Annotated in this window: 18 protein-coding genes and 3 tRNA genes; 7 read left to right on the top strand and 14 right to left on the bottom strand. The window is 55.5% G+C overall.

Annotated elements, in window-relative coordinates; all coding sequences use genetic code 11:
- From HH1059_RS02750 to HH1059_RS02735, 4 genes are all read left to right on the top strand, one after another.
- Positions 1-1,950 carry a fumarate reductase/succinate dehydrogenase flavoprotein subunit gene (locus tag HH1059_RS02750; protein WP_197710731.1) on the top strand — a complete coding sequence of 650 codons (1,950 nt, stop codon included), beginning with the start codon at positions 1-3 and terminating at the stop codon, positions 1,948-1,950.
- Positions 1,947-2,702: a succinate dehydrogenase/fumarate reductase iron-sulfur subunit gene (locus HH1059_RS02745; protein WP_096408006.1), complete on the top strand. Its 756-nt coding sequence runs from the start codon at positions 1,947-1,949 to the stop codon at positions 2,700-2,702. The genes HH1059_RS02750 and HH1059_RS02745 overlap by 4 nt, the downstream gene beginning before the upstream one ends.
- A gap of 279 nt (positions 2,703-2,981) precedes the next feature.
- Positions 2,982-3,407, top strand: coding sequence for a hypothetical protein (locus tag HH1059_RS02740; RefSeq protein ID WP_096408004.1), 426 nt, complete (start codon positions 2,982-2,984; stop codon positions 3,405-3,407).
- A 10-nt stretch (positions 3,408-3,417) separates the two neighbouring features.
- Positions 3,418-3,717 carry a YciI family protein gene (locus HH1059_RS02735; RefSeq protein WP_096408001.1) on the top strand — a complete coding sequence of 100 codons (300 nt, stop codon included), beginning with the start codon at positions 3,418-3,420 and terminating at the stop codon, positions 3,715-3,717.
- Between the two features lie 170 nt (positions 3,718-3,887).
- On the opposite strand, the gene tspO is transcribed toward HH1059_RS02735, so the two are convergent.
- From tspO to HH1059_RS02720, 3 genes are all read right to left on the bottom strand, one after another.
- Positions 3,888-4,352, bottom strand: coding sequence for a tryptophan-rich sensory protein TspO (gene tspO, locus HH1059_RS02730; RefSeq protein WP_207148191.1), 465 nt, complete (start codon positions 4,350-4,352; stop codon positions 3,888-3,890).
- A 5-nt stretch (positions 4,353-4,357) separates the two neighbouring features.
- Positions 4,358-4,591 carry a thioredoxin family protein gene (locus tag HH1059_RS02725; protein WP_096407996.1) on the bottom strand — a complete coding sequence of 78 codons (234 nt, stop codon included), beginning with the start codon at positions 4,589-4,591 and terminating at the stop codon, positions 4,358-4,360.
- A gap of 173 nt (positions 4,592-4,764) precedes the next feature.
- Positions 4,765-5,763: a permease gene (locus HH1059_RS02720; RefSeq protein ID WP_096407993.1), complete on the bottom strand. Its 999-nt coding sequence runs from the start codon at positions 5,761-5,763 to the stop codon at positions 4,765-4,767.
- A gap of 77 nt (positions 5,764-5,840) precedes the next feature.
- Here HH1059_RS02720 and HH1059_RS13125 point away from each other — a divergent pair, with 77 nt between their 5' ends.
- Together HH1059_RS13125 and HH1059_RS02715 are read left to right on the top strand one after the other, a co-directional pair.
- Positions 5,841-6,089 carry a hypothetical protein gene (locus HH1059_RS13125; RefSeq protein ID WP_162549321.1) on the top strand — a complete coding sequence of 83 codons (249 nt, stop codon included), beginning with the start codon at positions 5,841-5,843 and terminating at the stop codon, positions 6,087-6,089.
- A 40-nt stretch (positions 6,090-6,129) separates the two neighbouring features.
- Entirely contained in the window at positions 6,130-6,858 is a 729-nt protein-coding gene (locus tag HH1059_RS02715) for a PP2C family protein-serine/threonine phosphatase (RefSeq protein ID WP_096407991.1), read from the top strand.
- A 52-nt stretch (positions 6,859-6,910) separates the two neighbouring features.
- On the opposite strand, the gene der is transcribed toward HH1059_RS02715, so the two are convergent.
- A complete protein-coding gene (gene der / locus HH1059_RS02710) occupies positions 6,911-8,377 on the bottom strand; it encodes a ribosome biogenesis GTPase Der (RefSeq protein ID WP_096407988.1) in 1,467 nt (488 codons plus the stop codon).
- Positions 8,378-8,550: 173 nt separating this feature from the next.
- Entirely contained in the window at positions 8,551-8,847 is a 297-nt protein-coding gene (locus tag HH1059_RS02705) for a hypothetical protein (protein WP_096407986.1), read from the bottom strand.
- A 623-nt stretch (positions 8,848-9,470) separates the two neighbouring features.
- Between HH1059_RS02705 and HH1059_RS02700 the strand changes: the two genes are divergently transcribed.
- Positions 9,471-10,262, top strand: a complete 792-nt coding sequence (locus HH1059_RS02700) for an enoyl-ACP reductase FabI (RefSeq protein WP_096407983.1) — start codon at positions 9,471-9,473, stop codon at positions 10,260-10,262.
- Positions 10,263-10,480: 218 nt separating this feature from the next.
- Here HH1059_RS02700 and HH1059_RS02695 read toward each other — a convergent pair whose 3' ends face one another.
- From HH1059_RS02695 to HH1059_RS02655, 9 genes are all read right to left on the bottom strand, one after another.
- Complete coding sequence (locus HH1059_RS02695; RefSeq protein ID WP_096407981.1) at positions 10,481-11,926, bottom strand: peptidylprolyl isomerase; 1,446 nt, start codon at positions 11,924-11,926, stop codon at positions 10,481-10,483.
- 169 nt (positions 11,927-12,095) lie between these two features.
- Positions 12,096-12,172: transfer RNA gene (locus tag HH1059_RS02690), tRNA-Asp, on the bottom strand.
- 27 nt (positions 12,173-12,199) lie between these two features.
- Positions 12,200-12,275, bottom strand: a tRNA-Val gene (locus HH1059_RS02685).
- A gap of 14 nt (positions 12,276-12,289) precedes the next feature.
- The gene (locus HH1059_RS02680) at positions 12,290-12,562 is read right to left on the bottom strand and encodes an HU family DNA-binding protein (RefSeq protein WP_096407978.1); all 273 of its coding nucleotides are present in this window, start codon (positions 12,560-12,562) and stop codon (positions 12,290-12,292) included.
- Positions 12,563-12,865: 303 nt separating this feature from the next.
- Positions 12,866-15,328: an endopeptidase La gene (gene lon, locus HH1059_RS02675; protein ID WP_096407976.1), complete on the bottom strand. Its 2,463-nt coding sequence runs from the start codon at positions 15,326-15,328 to the stop codon at positions 12,866-12,868.
- A gap of 135 nt (positions 15,329-15,463) precedes the next feature.
- Entirely contained in the window at positions 15,464-16,747 is a 1,284-nt protein-coding gene (clpX, locus tag HH1059_RS02670; RefSeq protein ID WP_096407973.1) for an ATP-dependent Clp protease ATP-binding subunit ClpX, read from the bottom strand.
- A gap of 114 nt (positions 16,748-16,861) precedes the next feature.
- On the bottom strand, positions 16,862-17,506 hold the full coding sequence (gene clpP, locus HH1059_RS02665) for an ATP-dependent Clp endopeptidase proteolytic subunit ClpP (protein ID WP_096407970.1): 645 nt from the start codon (positions 17,504-17,506) through the stop codon (positions 16,862-16,864).
- A gap of 22 nt (positions 17,507-17,528) precedes the next feature.
- Positions 17,529-18,857 (bottom strand): trigger factor, encoded by a 1,329-nt coding sequence (tig, locus tag HH1059_RS02660; RefSeq protein WP_231902003.1) that lies wholly within the window; start codon positions 18,855-18,857, stop codon positions 17,529-17,531.
- Between the two features lie 84 nt (positions 18,858-18,941).
- Positions 18,942-19,031, bottom strand: a tRNA-Leu gene (locus tag HH1059_RS02655).
- Positions 19,032-19,137 lie beyond the last annotated feature (106 nt).

Below are 19,137 nucleotides of genomic sequence, written 5' to 3'. Positions count from 1 at the left end.
ATGAGCGCATCCAGCGCCACCGAGCATTCTTCGCCGCGGCTCGACAGCCGCATACCGCCCGGAGCGCTGGCGGATAAGTGGCAGCGCCACCAAAATGCCCTGCGCCTGGTTAGCCCTGCCAACCGCCGGCGCTTTGAGATCATTGTGGTTGGCTCTGGACTCGCCGGGGCATCCGCCGCCGCAGCCCTAGCCGAGATGGGCTATCGGGTTCGCTGTATCACCTTCCACGACTCGCCGCGCCGAGCCCATAGCGTCTCCGCCCAGGGCGGTATCAATGCCGCTAAGGACTACGGTAACGACAGCGATAGTATTGAGCGGCTGTTTCAGGACACCATCAAAGGGGGCGATTTCCGGGCCCGCGAGGCCAACGTCTACCGACTCGCCGAAGTCGCCAACAGCATCATCGATCACTGTGTCGCTCAGGGAGTACCGTTTAACCGTGACTACGGCGGTCTACTCGATGTCCGCTCGTTCGGCGGCGCGCAGGTAGCCAGAACCTTTTACACCCGCGGTCAAACCGGCCAGCAACTGCTACTCGGCGCTTATCAGGCACTAATGCGCCAAGTCGATCGCGGGCAAGTCACGCTGCATCCGCGCACCGAGATGCTCGACCTAGTCCTACATGATGGCCAAGCCCGCGGAGTTGTCTGCCGCGACTTGCTAAGCGGCCAGATCAATTCTTACTCCGGCCACGCCGTTGTACTCGCCAGCGGCGGGTATGCCAACGTCTACTACCTGACCACCAATGCCAAGGCGTGCAACTCCACCGCGCTGTGGCGTGCCCATCGCCGCGGCGCCTTCATGGCCAACCCCTGCTTTACCCAGATCCACCCCACTTGTATCCCGCCAGCGAGCGAACAGCAGGGCAAGCTGACCCTGATGAGTGAGTCACTGCGCAATGATGGTCGGGTCTGGGTGCCGCAAGCAGCCGGCGATAAGCGCCCGCCCAACGAAATACCCGAATCTGAGCGCGACTACTTCCTGGAGCGCAAATATCCTGCCTTCGGCAACCTTGCCCCGCGCGATATAAGTTCGCGCGCCGCCAAAGAGGTGGTTGATGAGGGGCGCGGCGTTGGACCTTCGGGAGTCGGCGTCTACCTCGATCTTGCTGACTCCATAGCCCGCCTCGGCAAACGCGCCATCGCCGAGCGCTACGGCAACCTCTTCGAGATGTACCAGATGATTACTGGCGAGGATCCGTGGCAGGTACCAATGCGCATCTACCCGGCGCCCCACTACACCATGGGCGGGCTATGGGTCGATTACAATTTAATGTCGACTATCCCCGGGCTATTCGTCATTGGCGAGGCCAACTTCTCTGATCACGGTGCCAACCGCCTCGGCGCTAGCGCACTGATGCAAGGCCTTGCTGACGGCTACTTCATACTGCCCAGCACCCTGACCGACTATCTAGCTGGCCACCTTGGCGAACAGCCCCCGGCCACCGACCACCCGGCATTCCAACAGACCCAGCGCGATGTGGCCGAACGCCTGGATCGGCTGCACAATATTAATGGCTCCCGCAGTGCAGACTCCTTCCACCGCCAGCTCGGCAAACTAATGTGGGAGGGCTGCGGCATGGCCCGCGAGGCCACACAGCTGCGCGAGTTACAGGAGAATATCGGCGCATTACGCCAAGAGTTCTATAAAGATCTCGCTGTGCCTGGCAGCGCTAGCGGAGTTAACCAGGAGCTGGAAAAGGCGGCTCGGGTCGAGGACTTTTTCGAGCTAGCCGAACTCATGGTCCGCGACGCCCTGGAGCGTGAAGAGTCCTGCGGCGGCCACTTCCGGGTCGAGCACCAGAGCTCTGGCGGCGAGGCGCTACGTGACGACAGCCGCTTCGCCCACGTTACGGCGTGGGAGTATCGCGGCGCGGAGCAGCCCGCGGCCCAACACCATGAACAGTTGAGCTTTGAGCACGCCAGCCTACAAGAGAGGAGTTACAAGTGAGGTTTACCCTGCAAGTATGGAGACAGTCCGGCCCCGAGTCCCCGGGCGAGTTCGTCGAGTACGAGGCAGCGGATATCAGCGCCGACAGTTCGTTTCTCGAGATGCTCGATGTCGTCAACGAGCGTCTTAGCAGCAGCGGTCAGGAGCCGATACACTTCGATCACGATTGCCGGGAAGGTATCTGTGGCGCTTGCGGCTTGATGATTAACGGCCACCCCCATGGCCCGATTGCAGGCATTACCACATGCCAACTGCACATGCGCCACTTCAGCGATGGCCAGCGCATCATCATCGAACCTTGGCGGGCGGCAGCCTTCCCGGTTATTAAGGATCTGGTTGTCGATCGTACCGCGCTCGATCGGATTATTGCCGCCGGCGGTTATGCCTCAGTAAACACCGGCGGCGCACCGGATGCTAACTCCCTACCGGTCGCCAAAGAGGATAGCGAGCGCGCCATGGATGCAGCAACATGTATCGGCTGCGGGGCGTGCGTGGCTGCGTGTCCGAATGCGGCAGCACAGCTATTTACCGCCGCCAAAGCGACTCACTTAGCGCTGCTTCCGCAGGGTCAGGCCGAACGTCAGCAGCGGGCCCGGGCGATGGTGGCGCAGATGGAGGCCGAAGGGTTTGGCTACTGCACCAATCACGGCGAGTGCCAAGCCGCCTGCCCGAAAGGTGTGTCGATGGATAATATTGCCTTTTTAAATTACGATTTTCGCAAGGCTTGGTTGGAGGCTCTCTCAAGCCGGTAGGGAGTTGTGAGATCGACCCCCGGAGAACCGTTAAACTCCCCTGAGCCATGAGTTGCCCCGGTGTGGAGGACGCCGTGAATCCATCCCTGGAGGCTTCATGGCGCCATCCTTGGCGCCAAGACCTCCACACCGGGGTAACTCATGGCTCATGGCTCAGAGGAGTTTAAAGGTGCCCCATTTGGGAGCTTCTAGAAGTCTCTTAATGTCTCCCAAGTAGCTTGGGTTGCGAAAACCGCAGTTCGCTCTTCCACGATTAATTCAGACTATGGAGGCAGATCTATGTTAGAACAGAAGACAAGTATTACGTACGAGATCATCGCTCTAGCCGTGGCAGTTGTAGCCGCAACACTAGCGATCCTCGGGGCAGCAGTGTTCAATTCTTTGGCGATTACGGCACTTTTCGGCGGGCTTACCGGATTGGCGCTGTTTATATTCGTCATCCCCGGGTTTGCAGTAAAGCTTAACCCGTTATTTCAGCTAATCCCCGGCGGGATCATGTTCGGTTTTGGGACTACCTCCATGTTGCTCTTTCAAGACTACGGGACCGGCAAAACCGTGCTGGGGATAGTGGCCCTGCTGGTCGCAATAGCAACTCTACTAATGCCGTTCGTCTTAATCGCCCTGGGGAGCCGCAGCTTCCAGCTTAGCCGAAAAGAGAGGGCAACACACGCAACTTCAAGCAACTCCAGCGTTAACTTTGAGTAGTTTTACTATTATGTTTTATGCAATCATTAGCAAAGATGTAGATAACAGCCTGCCGCTGCGCAAACAGGCCCGACCCGAGCACCTCGCTCGCTTGGAGCAGCTGCGGGATCAAGGGCGGCTCCTTATGGCAGGCCCATTTCCCGCAGTTGACGCCGAAAACCCGGGCGACGCCGGTTTTCAAGGCAGTCTCGTAGTGGCTGAGTTTGCCTCTTGGGAAGCAGCACAACAGTGGGCTGACGATGACCCATATGTGAAGGCGGGGGTTTACAAAGATGTAGAAGTCCTGCCCTTTAAGGCGGTAATGCCCTAGGGGAACCTCTAAAAACTTCGCCGGCGCCACCATCCGCCCCGGTGTGGAGGACGCCGTGAATCCATCCCTGGAGGCTTCATGGCGCCATCCCTGGCGCCAAGACCTCCACACCGGGGCGGATGGTGGCGCAATGTCCTCTGTAGCTATTAAGCTCACTGCTCTCCTAGGTGTCACCCCTCAGCGGAGACATCGCTGTTGCGCTTCCACACTTCATAGTTGAGGGCAGAAGCGAAGCTAGCCCAAGCGAGGTAGAGCAGGAAGAGCAATCCAGCCAACCAATCGACGGTTAAGAATACACCCGTGGTAAACAGCACCGCTACCCACATGCAGCAAATAGCTACCAAGGCCGTAAATATTTGCTGCAGACCGAAGAATATCGGTGTCCACAAGGTGTTCAGGGCAAGTTGCAGTGCCCACAGAGCCAGAGCCAGCGGCACGAGATCGTGGCCCGATATGCCTACCCGCCATGCCGCTATAGCCATAGCCGGGTACATTATCGCCCAGCCAAGCGGGAAGACCCAGTTAGGCGGTGTCCACTCGGGTTTATTGAGCTTGGCATACCACTGACCCGGACCAAAAAAGTGCCCAGTCGCCGCCGCCACTGCACATGCTGCCAGGAAAATCAAAAAAAGCATTAGACTCACTTTAACCACTCCTCAATCTTGCCACTCTCTGGTATCGAACCGCTGTGCACGAGTTGTTCGTCAACAACGACAGCAGGCGTAGACATAACCCCATACTCGAACAGCGCCTCAGGGCGCGTCTCTTTCTCCACCTGTACAGTTAGGCCCATATTAGCAGCCTTTTCTTCAATAATCTGCGCGGTTTTATTGCACTTGGTACATCCACTACCCAAGACCTTTATGTGTTTCATGACCACAACTCACCTCTTAAGCCAGTATCAAACCTGTAAGGCGATCTGCTCAAAGAAACCTCTACAAACTCCCGCCGGGGGCAGTTGAGTGGCCCCGGCGGGAGTTTAGGGGATCCCTAAGGCCTTTCGTGCGCGGCACCGCTTACATGCATCATAACGTCAACCAAAGCCCATCACACCCCGGCAAATAGCAGCGGCCCAACCAGGTTCAGTATCCAGCCTGCCACTGTGAACGCTAACAATAGCATTAGGAAGACGATTACCAGCAACCGCCACTGCATAACCTGCTTGAGCAGGACGAACTCGGGGAAGCTAGCTGCCACCGTGCTCATACAAAAGGCTAACGTAGTACCAATCGGCAACCCCTGCAGAATAAGGCTCTCCATCACCGGCACAACCCCGGTGATATTAGTATAAAGTGGAATACCAACTAGCACAGCAACAGGCACCTGCCACCACGCACCGTCGCCCAGGTTCTTCTCAAACCAGCCGTCTGGCACATAGCCATAGAGCAAGGCCCCTAGCCCGACCCCAATGAAAACCCACTTCCATACCCGCCGGAAGATCTCTTTAGTCTCACCCTTAGCAAATTCATGCCGCTCGCTAAGGCTAAGGCGCTTGTTCTCCGGCTCAGCTAAGGCGCTACTACTCCCCTGCTCATAAGCCTTGGCTAGAAAGGGTTGCAGATAGCGCTCTGCCCTAATGGCATCCAGGAATGCACCGCCCAGCATACCTACGGCGAAGCCGACCACCACGTAGAGCAGAGTCAACTCCCAGCCCAGCAGCCCCCAGAGCAGCACAACAGCCACTTCGTTGATCATCGGCGAGGTAATAAGGAACGCCATCGTTATACCAATAGGTATACGGGCTGAAGTAAAGCCGATAAATACCGGCACACTCGAACACGAACAAAATGGAGTAACGGCACCAAAGGTAGACCCAAGAAAATATCCCAGCAACCTATTCTTACCAGCCAGAAAAGCCCTGACCCTCTCGACATTAAGCGAGGCCCGCGCCAACGCGATAACGTATATTAGTACAATCAAGAGGGCGAAGATCTTAGTTGTACTTTCAATAAAGAAATGCAGGGTCTGGGTTAGGTTCTTATCCTGATCAAGGCCCAGCACTCCCTCAGTGGACAGAGTCGCTATATAGGCAAATATCTCCAGCATAATTAGGCTCTTTGTGCATGTTTGGTGGCCTCTAAAACTTCGCCGACGCCACCATCCGCCCCGGTGTGGAGGACGCCGTGAATCCATCCCTGGAGGCTTCATGGCGCCATCCCTGGCGCCAAGACCTCCACACCGGGGCGGATGGTGGCGTCGGCGAAGTTTTAGAGGTTCCCGTTTGGAACAATAACAATCCGCGTACGGTAGCGCGGCTCCCGCAAGGGTATCCTCGCTCGAGAGCTATTTGGCCCATAATGATATACGCTAAAGCGTATATCAAGAGTGCTACTTTTCGCCGACTGCCCTATAGCGCTAGGATAGATAGTTAAGAACCTGCGCGACTTCTGTCAAAAAAACCAAGGGGGAAATATGGATATAGTCGGTGAGTCCCATCGCGGCCATGTAAGAGAAAAGAACGAAGATCGAATCGACTGGGACAAAGAGGCTGGCGTTGTAGTCCTCGCTGACGGCCTGGGCGGACTCCCCTTTGGTGATGAGGCCGCGCGGTTAGCGGTCGAGAGCGTAATCAATATCGCCCAGGCCCACCACGGCGCCGACCATACCTGGCTCGAATCGGGAGGCGAGCCCGCTGACTTGATCCACTTGGCAAATCGTGCAGTACTCTCATACACAGAGCGCGACAGGCGCTATGAGGGCATGGGCACCACCTTGGCTTTACTTTGCACTGCTCCAGATGAGGTGGCCATAGCCCACGTTGGTGATTCTCGCATATATCTACTGCGCAACAATCAATTGAAGTTACTCACCACCGACCACACCCCGGTGCAGCGTGCGCTCAGTAACGGCGAGATCAGTGAAGATGAAGCTAAATTTTCCCCCGAGCGCAATGTTCTCGAACGTGCCTTAGGGGCCGTTACCCATGCAGAGCCCGACGTAGAGCGCCTACCTAGGGAGCCAGGGGATATCTTCCTGCTTTGCTCGGATGGTCTGACTGCTCACCTTGATGACACAGAGATTGAAGAGGTACTCAAAGATCCTAATAAGGACTACTTAGAGGAACGCTGCCACGCCCTTATCCGCCAAGCACTCGAGCGCGGTGGCAGAGATAACATATCGGTTATCTTGGTTGCGCTCTAAGGTAGTACTCCGGATTACACAGTAAGTAACCTCTAGAACCGGCGCCATTAGCTCAACGACGTTTCCTCTTCTTGCTCCGCTTGGCATGCCGAATAACCCGCTGGCGGCGACGCTGCTGGCGCTCTGAGAGAGGATTGGGCTTGTCGGCAAAGGGATTATCGCTTGCCCTATACTCAATACGCACCGGGGTTCCCTGCAGCTGAAACTCTTCACGGAAGAACCGCTCAAGATACCGGCCATAAGCAGCCGGCAAGCGCTGCACCTGGTTGCCGTGAATGACTATCCGCGGTGGGTTGTGGCCGCCCTGGTGGGCGTAGCGTGGTTTTATCCGTCTACCTCGCGACAATGGCGGCTGATGCCCCGCAATAGCCTTGTGCAAGGCCTCATTAAGCTCTGGGGTAGGCAAGTCACGATTTGCCGCAGCATAAGCAAGGTCGACCGACTCCAACAACAGCCCTACCCCACTACCGTGCAGAGCCGAAACAAAGTGGCGCCTAGCAAACTCAAGAAAGGCAAACCGGCGATCTAAATCGCGCTTAACCTTAAGGCGCTGATCTGGCTCCAGCCCATCCCACTTATTAATGACGAGCACCAAAGCCCTTCCCGCCTCCAGCACATGGCCGGCAAGGTGGGCATCCTGTTCGGTGATACCCTCTCGAGCATCACTGACCAACAGCACCACATTGGCCCTATCTATAGCCTCTAGGCTCTTAATCACACTGAGCTTTTCCACTTGCTCATCAACCCGGGCCCGGCGCCTAACTCCGGCTGTATCGATCAAGTGGTATAACTGACCAGCGCACTCAAAAGGTATGGTTATACTATCCCGTGTCGTCCCCGGCTGGTCATAGACAACAACCCTCTCTTCACCGAGCAGGCGATTAATAAGCGTCGACTTGCCAACATTCGGACGCCCCACTACCGCCACACTCACCGCCCCCCGAGGGGCAGCAACTTGATCATCAACCCCCTCATCCAGGCCATTTACTCCAGCTTGCTCGGGGGCTTTATGGGGCTGAGAACGGCGGGCATAAACGTCTCGAAATACCGCATCGATTAAATCATCCACCCCCCTACCGCGCAGAGCTGAGATGGCGTGAACTGCTGCTATGCCTAAGCTATGAAAGTCAGCGCAGACGAGGTTCTTATCCAGCCCCTCGCTTTTATTTACTGCAACATGCACCGCACAACCCCGCCCCCTGAGTTGCGCAACAATCTCTTCATCACCTGAACTAACCCCTGTCTGCCCATCAACTATCAGAATAACCGTATCAGCCTCAGCAATAGCAGCACCGGCTTGCTCATGCATAGCAGCACCAGGCCCATCTGTCTCCTCACCCATACCACCAGTATCGATAACAATGGCGCTATCACCGTGGTGACGAAGAACCCCATATTGGCGGTCCCGCGTCAGCCCAGGATAGTTGGCCACCAGGGCATCCCTAGTCCTAGTGAGGCGATTGAACAGGGTGGATTTGCCGACGTTTGGACGTCCAACTAGGGCGATTACAGGGCGCATTAACAGATCTCTTATAGTGCCACGAGGCAGCGGCATTTTTTCGAGGCCTCTCAGCAGAGGCCTCGGTTGGTGGGCCTACGCACCTCAGCCCTTACAAACTACAGCGGCGCTCCTAGCATCTAGAAGCGCCGCAATCATAGGCGTTAGCTGCAGAGTGCTTAGTTTACAGAAACTTAAATCATGGCGTCTATTTCGCTCGCTCCACCACCCATGTCGTCAAGCCCGCCATCAGAGTCATAGCTAGACGCGCCGCCATCTTCGGCGAGAGCATCATCGCCTACTTCACTGCCGCCTGCCACAGAGGACAGATCCACGGCATCTGCTCCACCACCTTCGGCACCACTGCCAAACTCTGATCCGCCTACTTCTCCGGTGTCCGCGCCCGCAAAAGGATCATCCGCCTTGGTACTCGGCTGAGACATCCCAGTAGCGCTTGCGGCACTACCTGCTGCTCCTCCGACTGGATCCATAACTCCTCCTACCACTTTGCTTACTACTGTTAACTACTTGCGGGCCCTCTCTTGAACCGCAGACCCGGATTCCTCCCGGATCGTTGCCACCCAAGCCCCACGGCTTGGGATAGTCATTGTTAGCTTAACAACAAATCGTGCCAACAGAAATAGCAGCAGTCCATGACCGCCTCTTTTCCCGTTTTCGTCATCGGCACGGCTGACTTTAATGCATTACGAGCAAAATTTTTTGGGGAGAGACTCTAAATCTTGCCCCTGAACCCAATTGCGCCCCGGTGTGGAGGACGCCGTGAATCCTTCCCTGGAGGCTTCTTGGCGCCATCCCTGGCGCCAAGACCTCCACACCGGGGTAATCTCTAAAACTTCGCCGGCGCCACTATCCGCCCCGGTGTGGAGGACGCCGTGAATCCTTCCCTGGAGGCTTCATGGCGCCATCCCTGGCGCCAAAGACCTCCACACCGGGGCGGATAGTGGCGCCGGCGAAGTTTTAGAGGCCACACCAGGGCACAACTGGGCTCAGGGGAGTTTTTTCGAAGAGCCCATGCAGGGGTATGATAAAATCAAGACCTAGATTTCAAACAAAGCACCAGCCATAAACAACCTACAATAGGAGACTTTCTGCTATGGGATTCCTCAGCGGCAAAAGAATACTTGTAACCGGAGTCGCCAGCGACCGATCAATAGCTTGGGGAATAGCCGAGGCTATGCACCGTGAAGGGGCAGAATTAGCCTTCACATATCAAACCGAAAAGCTTCAAGGCCGGGTTAGCAAACTTGCCGCATCTGTTGATAGCGATTTGATATTTCCCTGTGATGTGAGTTCGGAGGATGAAATTCAACAACTCTTCACTGAGCTCGGCAAGAGCTGGACTGACGGCATAGACGGCGTCGTTCACGCCATAGCTTACGCACCACGCGAGGAGCTAGAGGGTTCTTTTGTTGATAACACCACCCGTGAGGGTTTTAAAAGCGCCCACGAGATATCCGCTTACAGCTTTGTCGCCATGGCCCGTCACGGTCGGGAGATGCTGCGTCAGCGGCAAGGATCTCTGCTCACCCTGACCTATCTCGGCGCAGAGCGGGCACTTCCAAACTACAATGTTATGGGTGCAGCAAAGGCCAGTCTCGAAGCATCAACCCGCTATATGGCCGCAGATCTCGGACCCGAAGGAATCAGAGTAAATGCGGTGTCAGCTGGACCCATCCGCACGTTAGCGGCCTCCGGTATCGGCAGCTTCAAGCAGATGATGAGCTTTAATGAAAAGGCTTCTCCGCTGCGCAAAAACGTATCTATCGAGGAAGTAGGCAATGTCAGCGCTTTTCTCTGCTCTGACTTAGCCTCGGGGATCAGCGGTGAAGTTATCCACGTTGACGGTGGGTTCCACTGCGTCGCCCTTTCCGGCGCTGAACTATAGTCATCTTGGTCATCTGGGGGGCTCTAAATCTTCCCCCTGAATCACTTAGTTGCCCCGCTGTAGAGGCCTTGCGCCAGGGATGGCGTCATCCTTGGCGTCTTCCTTGGCGTCATGGCCTCCACAGTACTGTGACTAAGGCCTCCCCCTCGGTGGAAGGGCACCACTCAGCAGGCTTTGGCAAGTGCCGGCTAGCGGCTTCAGCTTAATCATTTAGCAATCTACAGCCTTTGCTCATTGATCTTAACGCTGACATCGTCGCGCAACGCCCGCATAAACGCCTGCATATCAGCGCGTGAGGTCATCTGCTCGATATCACGCTGTACCTGACGCAGCTCTTGATCCTCAACCCCATCTGGATCACCAGGCTCAACCTCGGCTAAGCGGACCACGGCAACAGTTGCGTTATCGAGCTCAACCTTGCCGACCCCGCCTTCACCCAATCTGAAGGCCTCACGCACTACCGATTGCGGATGGCTAACGTCACTGCGCCGCGCACCATCCACGGCGAACAGCTCTGCGCCCACACGCTCGGCGAAACTGCTCAACTGCTCAGCGTCCTCCTCCACGCTGGCGATAAGATCTTCGGCCTCTTGTCGCGCTAGATCCAGAGCCCGCTCAAGGCGTAACTGCTCCCTAACCTCTTGCTCTACATCTGATAAAGGCCTAGGTTCAGCTTCCCGATGCTCGGCTTTACGCACCACAAAAAAGTGTCCGCCGGATACTTCTATCAAATCGCTATTGTAACCATATTCAAGGACATCTTCACTGAACGCGGCTGATACTATCGCCGAGTGTTGTGCAAGGCCATCCGATTCACCCTCTTGGGTAATCCAGTCGCTATAGCGGATATCTGCTCCCACCTCTTCGGCGGCCGGCTCCAAGCTCTCCGGCCGCTCAAAAGCCACATTGGCCATGTTATCTATCTTAGCCGCATCATCCAGCTCATCCTCCCTGACTTCTATGTAAGCCAGTTTAACCGCCTCAGGAGCCATATATTCATCTTTATGCTCCTCATAGTAACTCTCTAACTCAGATTCAGTTATCTCCACTTCATCCTTGAACAGCTCGGCGGTGAGCTCAAGATACTCAAAACTGCGCTGCTCGCGATCTAGTTTTAAATAGCGCTCGGCCATACCTGAAGCGACGAAGGAACTCCTGCGCATAACATCTTCAAACTGACCAACCAGCAGATCCTGTCTAACCATTTCTTCGTACTCTTCAGGGGTCAACCTATTTTGATTCAGCAAAGTGCGATAACGATCCCGTGAGAATTGACCACCCTCGTGGAAGATCTGCTGGTTACGAATGGTGCGAGCTACCTCTTCATCGCTCACCCGCAGGTTTTGATCAGCAACAAACTTGTGCAGCAACCTCTCATCAATCAGCCCCTGCAGTGCTTCACGACGCATGGCCCCCTCGTCAAAAGCCCCTTCAGGGAGATCACCACCGAACATCTCCCGCAGCTGCATTCGCCGCTGCTCTACAGCCCGATTCAACTCGTGGCGGACTATTTCCTCGCCACCGACTTTGGCAACAACAGCATCACGATCCGTGCCGCCAGTAAAGTAATCATACCCCCCCATAAATACGAATGGCAGCGCGATAAGTCCGATTACTACCCAGGCTATCCAGCCTTTTACTCCATCTCGAATTGCTTGCAGCATTCTCTGCTCACCACACAAAAGTTAAGGGACACACTTCGCCTGAAGCACGACTCATTAGCTTTATCACCAGGCATCGTAACAGTCAAGGCGCCGCTTTTCGCTCTAGACGCACCCAAAAAAAAAGCGCCCCTTTTGGGGGCGCCTTTCTATCTCGCAGATCTACAATGTTTGGCGGAGCGGACGGGACTCGAACCCGCGACCTCCGGCGTGACAGGCCGGCATTCTAACCAACTGAACTACCGCTCCAATACTCTTAAAACCTAAAACCAACCTTGGTGGGTGGTGCAGGGTTCGAACCTGCGACCTTCGCCTTGTAAGGGCGACGCTCTCCCAACTGAGCTAACCACCCAATTTCTAGGTCGGCTAGTTTACCGCATCTTTAAGCGCTTTTCCAGGCTTAAATCCAGGAACTTTTGAAGCGGGTATCTCTATCGTCTCACCAGTCTGCGGATTACGCCCAGTCCTTGCCGCACGCTCGCGAACACTAAAGGTACCAAACCCAACCAAAGTCACCTGGTCGCCTTCCTTAAGCGCATCGGTTATGGATTCTACCATAGCATCAACGGCACGTGAAGCCGCAGCTTTTGAAAGATCAGCAGAGTCGGCTACCGCCTCGATGAGCTCTGATTTATTCATCCCAAAGTCCCCTTGGTCTTGTGATTGATTTTCTAAAAAGGATTGCTCGCCCGCTTATGGAGAAGGCCTTTTGCACAACGAGCGACGCCCAGCTCCTGCCCCCATCCCCCTGCGATCGCCCACTCTACCATTACGCCTGGCTATCCCCAAGTAACTCGTTAAAGCCGCATCCGACCGCCCAAGTTAACCAAGCTGCTTAGCCTGCCGAGCGTGACTAGATCTTTTTGGGAGGTGTCGATTTATAGCAATGCCCACAAAGCCTGTCAACTCTCTTCCCCACCAATCACCAGCCGAGCTGACCCGTCAATGCGGGCGCACCGAGCCATTCTCAGATACCTTGGAGCGCTGCGAGGTTTCGTCCTCGTCACTCACAGACTCTTCGGCAAGAGGCTCGGGCCGCTGGAGGAGCGCTACATCGAAGACCTCATCTATCCAGCGTACGCAGCGGATATCCAGTTTACTCTTTACCTCCTTGGGCACATCAGCCAGATCCTTCTCGTTTTCAGCCGGGATCAGCACGGTCTCAATACCACCGCGCAAGGCTGCTAGTAGCTTCTCCTTAAGCCCACCGATCGGCAGCACCTCGCCACGTAACGTGATCTCACCGGTCATGCCTACACTAGCCCTTACCGGTATGCCGGTCAATGAAGATACCAGCGCTACACACATCCCTATCCCCGCCGATGGGCCATCCTTCGGTATAGCCCCCTCAGGGACGTGGATGTGGTAGTCATGTTGAGCATAGAACTCGGGCTGGATCCCTAGAGTCCGGGCACGGCTACGCACAACCGTCATTGCCGCATCTATGGACTCTTTCATGACCTCACCGAGCTGCCCGGTGTGGGTAGCTTTACCCTTGCCGGGGACAACTGCAACCTCAATGGTCAGCAACTCACCCCCGACTTCGGTCCACGCTAGTCCTGTGGCAAGTCCAACCCGATCCTCGGACTCGGCTCTACCATAACGGTAGCGGCGCACCCCGAGATATTTATCAAGATTGCGGCTGGTTACTTGAACCCCCTTGGACTGGCGCTTTTTAGCCTCGTCCTCTACCAAGCCTTTCACTACCTTACGGCATATCGTAGCTACTTCCCGCTCTAGGTTACGCACGCCTGCCTCGCGGGTATAGTGGCGAATGATATCCCGCATGGCGCTATCTTTAAGATCCAGCTCCCCTTTACGTAAGCCATTAGCCTTCATCTGCTTAGGCAGCAAGTGGCGCTTGGTGATGGCCACCTTCTCCTGCTCGGTATAGCCTGGAAGGCGGATCACCTCCATGCGATCGAGGAGCGGTTCAGGTATATTCATGGTATTAGCGGTGCAGACAAACATCACGTCGGAAAGGTCAAAATCGACCTCCAAATAGTGATCGTTAAAGCTGTAATTCTGCTCCGGATCAAGCACCTCGAGCAGCGCCGAGGCCGGGTCACCGCGAAAGTCCATTGCCATCTTGTCAACTTCATCGAGCAAGAATAGGGGGTTACGCTTGCCAACCTTGCTCAGATTCTGAACAATTTTGCCTGGCAAGGAGCCGATATAGGTGCGCCGATGCCCTCTGATCTCCGCCTCATCGCGCACCCCGCCCAACGACATGCGCGAGAATTTGCGGTTGGTCGCCCTAGCAATTGACTGGCCCAGGGAAGTCTTACCCACCCCAGGCGGTCCCACCAAGCAGAGTATAGGACCCTTGAGCTTACGCACACGGCGCTGCACCGCTAGATATTCGAGGATGCGCTCCTTAACCTTGTCCAGCCCATAGTGATCCTCATCAAGCACCTTTTGGGCTCGCTTCATATCGAGCCGAACTCGGCTCTTCTCCTTCCACGGCAAACTGACAATCCAGTCGAGATAGTTGCGCACTACAGTCGCCTCTGCCGACATCGGCGACATCATCTTAAGCTTATTTAGCTCCTGGCGCGATTTGTCTAAGGCCTGCTGCGGCATCCCAGACTCTTCGATCTTACGCTCGAGCTCCTCAACCTCGTTAGGCACATCCTCAAGCTCACCGAGCTCCTTTTGAATGGCCTTCATTTGCTCGTTGAGGTAGTACTCGCGCTGCGACTTCTCCATCTGCTGCTTGACCCGACCGCGGATGCGCTTTTCGAGCTGCAGCACATCTATCTCGCTCTCGATTAACCCCATCAAATGCTCAAGCCGCTGGCTCGGCTTCTCCATCTCCAAAATGGCCTGCTTCTCTTCTACTTTCAGGGCCATATGCGCAGCGATGGTATCTGCAAGCCGCCCAGGCTCCTCTATACCAGCTAAAGATGAGAGGATCTCCGGGGGAATCTTTTTATTCAGCTTTACATATTGCTCAAAGTGACTCATCGCCGAGCGAGCCAACACCTCAAGCTCGCGATCCTCGGGATCCGACTCAGGCTCAGCCACGGCCGAGAGTTTAGCTGCGAGATAGTCATCACTCTCTAGCAACTCAACCAGCTGCGCGCGCTCACCGCCTTCAACCAGCACCTTAACTGTGCCATCGGGCAGCTTGAGCATCTGCAGGATGGTAGCGACGGTCCCATAAGAGTAGAGATCGCCCCCTGCGGGTTCGTCGACCTCGGCATTACGCTGAGCAACGAGAAATATCCGCTTATCACTCTCCATAGCTGACTCAAGCGCATTGATTGAGCGCTCCCTGCCCACGAACAGCGGGATCACCATATGCGGATAAACGACAACGTCCCGCAGCGGCAGTAGGGGGGCTTGAGCTTGAGTATGATTTTCTGACTGTGTCTGTTGCGGGCTTTGAGCCTTGGACACCATGCGGTTAAACCTCATTTGCTAGCGGATATGGCGGCCGGCTCGACTCATCGAACCGGCCTTCATAAGGAGGGATGGGGGCGCAACGATCAGGTTTCAAGCCAACCTGAGTAATAACGATGACAGCCAGAGCCTTATTTACTCGTCAGAAGATGCTGCCTTAGTGCACTCAGGCGTAGCATAGACAATATACGGCTGATTTTCACCTTTGATTACAGACTCATCAACTACTACTTTGCTGACATTATCCATCGAGGGAAGTTCATACATAGTCTCTAACAGAACCTGTTCGATAATGGTTCGCAGGCCCCGAGCACCGGTCTTGCGCTCCATCGCTTTATTAGCCACTGCGCGTAGCGCATCATCCCGCAAGTCAAGCTCCACACCTTCCATCTCAAAGAGTTTGCGATACTGCTTAACCAGGGCATTCTTGGGCTCTTTGAGAATCTCTACGAGGGCCTCTTCATCAAGCTCATCAAGCGTCGCTACAACAGGCAAGCGACCGACAAACTCAGGTATTAAGCCGTAATTGACCAAGTCGCTAGGCTCGACCGTGCGCAGCGTATCACCTACGCTAGCGCGCTCTTTTTCCCCTTTGATCTCAGCAGAGAAACCGATACCACCCTTCTCCGATCGCTCGCGGATCACCTTATCCAGGCCTGCGAAGGCCCCTCCGCAAACGAAGAGTATGTTGGTAGTATCTACCTGGACAAACTCCTGCTGCGGATGCTTGCGCCCACCCTGCGGCGGCACAGAGGCCGTGGTGCCTTCGATTAGTTTGAGAAGCGCCTGCTGGACCCCCTCGCCCGACACATCGCGGGTTATGGAGGGGTTATCGGCCTTACGCGAGACCTTATCTATCTCGTCAATATAGACAATGCCGTGCTGTGCCTTCTCCACATCGTAGTCACACTTCTGCAGGAGCTTCTGGATGATGTTCTCTACATCCTCGCCAACATAGCCGGCCTCGGTCAAAGTGGTCGCATCTGCAATGGTAAAGGGCACATTCAAAAGCCTGGCCATGGTTTCTGCCAACAGCGTCTTACCAGAGCCAGTCGGCCCTATGAGCAATATGTTGCTTTTGGTCAGCTCAACCTCATCGCGATCAACATGCCCCTCAAGGCGCTTGTAGTGGTTGTATACCGCTACCGAGAGCACCTTTTTGGCATGCTCTTGACCCACTACGTACTCATCCAAAGCCCGATTTATCTCATGCGGCTTGGGTAGCCCTTCACCCTCAGCCTCAGCGCTCTCTTGAAGCTCCTCGCGGATGATGTCATTGCACAGATCGACGCATTCATCACAGATAAACACAGACGGGCCGGCAATGAGCTTACGCACCTCATGCTGGCTCTTACCGCAGAAGGAGCAGTACAGCAGCTTGCCGCTATCTTCACCTTTGCCCTGTTTTCGATCACTCATGCCTTGGCCTCTGTTTCTGCACTTAAATCTTGGACAACCGATACCTCACCCAGAGGTATATGCACCGCGCAGCCCCGGACATAACTTAGATACCTGCCCGCAGTCGGCGCAAAATCAAGCTGGCTTACCAGAACTTGTACGACTCTCCAGAACCTTATCGACCAATCCGTAATTCGCTGCAGCCTCTGCAGTCATAAAATTATCTCGGTCAGTATCGTTACGGATAGTTTCGATGTCTTGGCCGGTATGTCGCGACAGGATTGCGTTTAGCCTCTCGCGCATGCTCAGGATCTCCCGAGCATGTATATCAATATCGGTGGCCTGGCCCTGAAAGCCGCCCAACGGTTGATGGATCATCATGCGCGAGTTGGGCAGGGCATAACGCTTACCCTCTGCCCCGGCTGCCAATAGCAGAGCACCCATGCTCGCGGCCTGCCCCACACACAGTGTCGCGACATCAGGCTTGATAAACTGCATTGTGTCGTAGATGGCCAACCCTGCGGTCACCGAGCCACCAGGCGAATTGATATAGAGATGGACATCTTTATCCGGGTTCTCAGACTCGAGGAATAGTAGCTGAGCCACCAACAAATTAGCCTGGTAGTCCTCTACCGGGCCAACCAAAAATATCACCCGCTCCTTGAGCAGGCGCGAAAATATATCGTAAGCACGCTCCCCGCGTGGTGATTGCTCCACCACCATCGGGACCAAACCGGTATTGTAGATATCCGGGGCCGACGAATGCTGCTCTACACTCATGTATGCGCTCCCAAGCAAGCTTTTATGAGACATTCCCGTCGCGATTGAGCAACTCGTCAAAACTCATGCCGCGCTCTTCAGTCTGAACCTGTTCTAACAACCAATCTACCGCCTGTTCTTCTATAATAGACGCCTCCAGACTCTCCATCATGCGCCGATTTTGGGCGTATTGCTGCAGCGCCTCGTTAGGATCCTGACCGGATTGAGCTGCCATCTGGCGCAACTCGCGCATCATTCGCTCCTTATCGAGCTGAATCTGCTGGCTGCGGACCAACTCGTTGACGAGCAACCCCAGCTGAACACGGCGACGCGCTATTTCCTCATAGGCATCCCGCTCAGTCTCAGGCATGCCGCCCTCACTCGCCCCACCGGACTGTTCGCGCAGAGCCTGAATCTCACCATCAATCAAACTCTTGGGCAACTCAACCGGATTCAGCTCGGCGAGCTGGTCCATGACCTGGCGCTTAACGCGCTGGCGTACAGCTTGATCCCGTTCATTTTCAAGGTTTGCCCGAACCGCATCGCGCAGATCATTCAACCCACTCTCAACCCCTAACCGCGCCGCGAAAGCATCATCCAGCTCGGGCAGATTGGCCTGCTCCACGCGCTTGACCGAGACTTGGAATGCGGCAGTCTTGCCTGCAACTGGACTGTCGCCCCCCTGCGGGAAGGTATGCTCTACGGTCAACTCGGTACCGGCCGCTGCCCCTACAAGGGCTTGCTCAAAGTCTTCGGGTAACTGTCCTGCTCCGATGATTATTGCCGCATCTTCTGCCTTATTGCCCTGGAACTCTTCGCCATCAACGGTGCCGTGGAAATCAATTTCTACCCGGTCCCCTTGTGCGGCCGGACGGTCCACCTCCTCATAATCGGCGTGTTGCTGACGCAGTCTATCCAAGACATTGTCGACATCCGCATCGGTGACCTCGACCTGCGGGCGCTCGACCTTGATTTGCTCTATACCGGTGATCTCAATTTGCGGCAGCACCTCAAAACTGGCCTCATAAATGAGATCCTGGCCACTCTCATCCTGCTTAGGGGTTACTTGTGGCGCCCCTGCCGGGCGTAAATCCTGCTCTTTGAGCGCATCGCTGTAGGTCTGGCGCAGCAGTTCGTTCACTACCTCCTGGCGAACATGCTCGCCGTACTGCTTGCGGACCATCTTGACCGGCACCTTGCCAGGACGAAAGCCGTCCATCTTCATGCGGCCCGCCATATCCTTCAACCGCCGCTCAATTTCTTGTTCAACACGCTCAGCCGGCACCTGTACCGTCATACGACGGCCCAGGCCTTCGGTAGTCTCAATAGAAACTTGCATCGGGAAATCCTTGAGGTCTTTTGCGTCAGGCATAGTTAGCTGCACGATGCGCCGCTTCCCCACCCCCTAGCCGCAAGCGGCTATAGGCGAAGCAATACGGCGCGGTATGGTAGAAACTGGTGCGAAAGGAGAGACTCGAACTCTCACGGGGCTGCTAACCCCACCGGGACCTAAACCCGGCGCGTCTACCAATTCCGCCACTTTCGCATGAAATTACCTCTCAGGGGGTCGCCCTGCTATGCTCCTTAAGTGCATATTATAAGAGTGAAGGGGCACGGAATGCCAGGGGGCTAACAAAAAATGGTGATTCCCA

This window comes from Halorhodospira halochloris (assembly GCF_002356555.2).
Taxonomy (GTDB): domain Bacteria; phylum Pseudomonadota; class Gammaproteobacteria; order Nitrococcales; family Halorhodospiraceae; genus Halorhodospira; species Halorhodospira halochloris.
This window is presented reverse-complemented; position numbering and strand designations above follow the sequence as displayed.

Bases quoted from the DNA above. Each gene is read 5' to 3' on its own strand.
- HH1059_RS02695 (WP_096407981.1), bottom strand. From the start codon at position 11,926: ATGCTGCAAGCAATTCGAGATGGAGTAAAAGGCTGGATAGCCTGGGTA.
- clpX (WP_096407973.1), bottom strand. From the start codon at position 16,747: ATGAGTGATCGAAAACAGGGCAAAGGTGAAGATAGCGGCAAGCTGCTG.
- HH1059_RS02725 (WP_096407996.1), bottom strand. From the start codon at position 4,591: ATGAAACACATAAAGGTCTTGGGTAGTGGATGTACCAAGTGCAATAAA.
- HH1059_RS02715 (WP_096407991.1), top strand. From the start codon at position 6,130: ATGGATATAGTCGGTGAGTCCCATCGCGGCCATGTAAGAGAAAAGAAC.
- tspO (WP_207148191.1), bottom strand. From the start codon at position 4,352: ATGCTTTTTTTGATTTTCCTGGCAGCATGTGCAGTGGCGGCGGCGACT.
- HH1059_RS02705 (WP_096407986.1), bottom strand. From the start codon at position 8,847: ATGGATCCAGTCGGAGGAGCAGCAGGTAGTGCCGCAAGCGCTACTGGG.
- HH1059_RS02720 (WP_096407993.1), bottom strand. From the start codon at position 5,763: ATGCTGGAGATATTTGCCTATATAGCGACTCTGTCCACTGAGGGAGTG.
- HH1059_RS02680 (WP_096407978.1), bottom strand. From the start codon at position 12,562: ATGAATAAATCAGAGCTCATCGAGGCGGTAGCCGACTCTGCTGATCTT.
- HH1059_RS02740 (WP_096408004.1), top strand. From the start codon at position 2,982: ATGTTAGAACAGAAGACAAGTATTACGTACGAGATCATCGCTCTAGCC.
- HH1059_RS02750 (WP_197710731.1), top strand. From the start codon at position 1: ATGAGCGCATCCAGCGCCACCGAGCATTCTTCGCCGCGGCTCGACAGC.
- clpP (WP_096407970.1), bottom strand. From the start codon at position 17,506: ATGAGTGTAGAGCAGCATTCGTCGGCCCCGGATATCTACAATACCGGT.
- HH1059_RS02735 (WP_096408001.1), top strand. From the start codon at position 3,418: ATGTTTTATGCAATCATTAGCAAAGATGTAGATAACAGCCTGCCGCTG.
- der (WP_096407988.1), bottom strand. From the start codon at position 8,377: ATGCGCCCTGTAATCGCCCTAGTTGGACGTCCAAACGTCGGCAAATCC.
- HH1059_RS02700 (WP_096407983.1), top strand. From the start codon at position 9,471: ATGGGATTCCTCAGCGGCAAAAGAATACTTGTAACCGGAGTCGCCAGC.
- tig (WP_231902003.1), bottom strand. From the start codon at position 18,857: ATGCCTGACGCAAAAGACCTCAAGGATTTCCCGATGCAAGTTTCTATT.
- lon (WP_096407976.1), bottom strand. From the start codon at position 15,328: ATGGTGTCCAAGGCTCAAAGCCCGCAACAGACACAGTCAGAAAATCAT.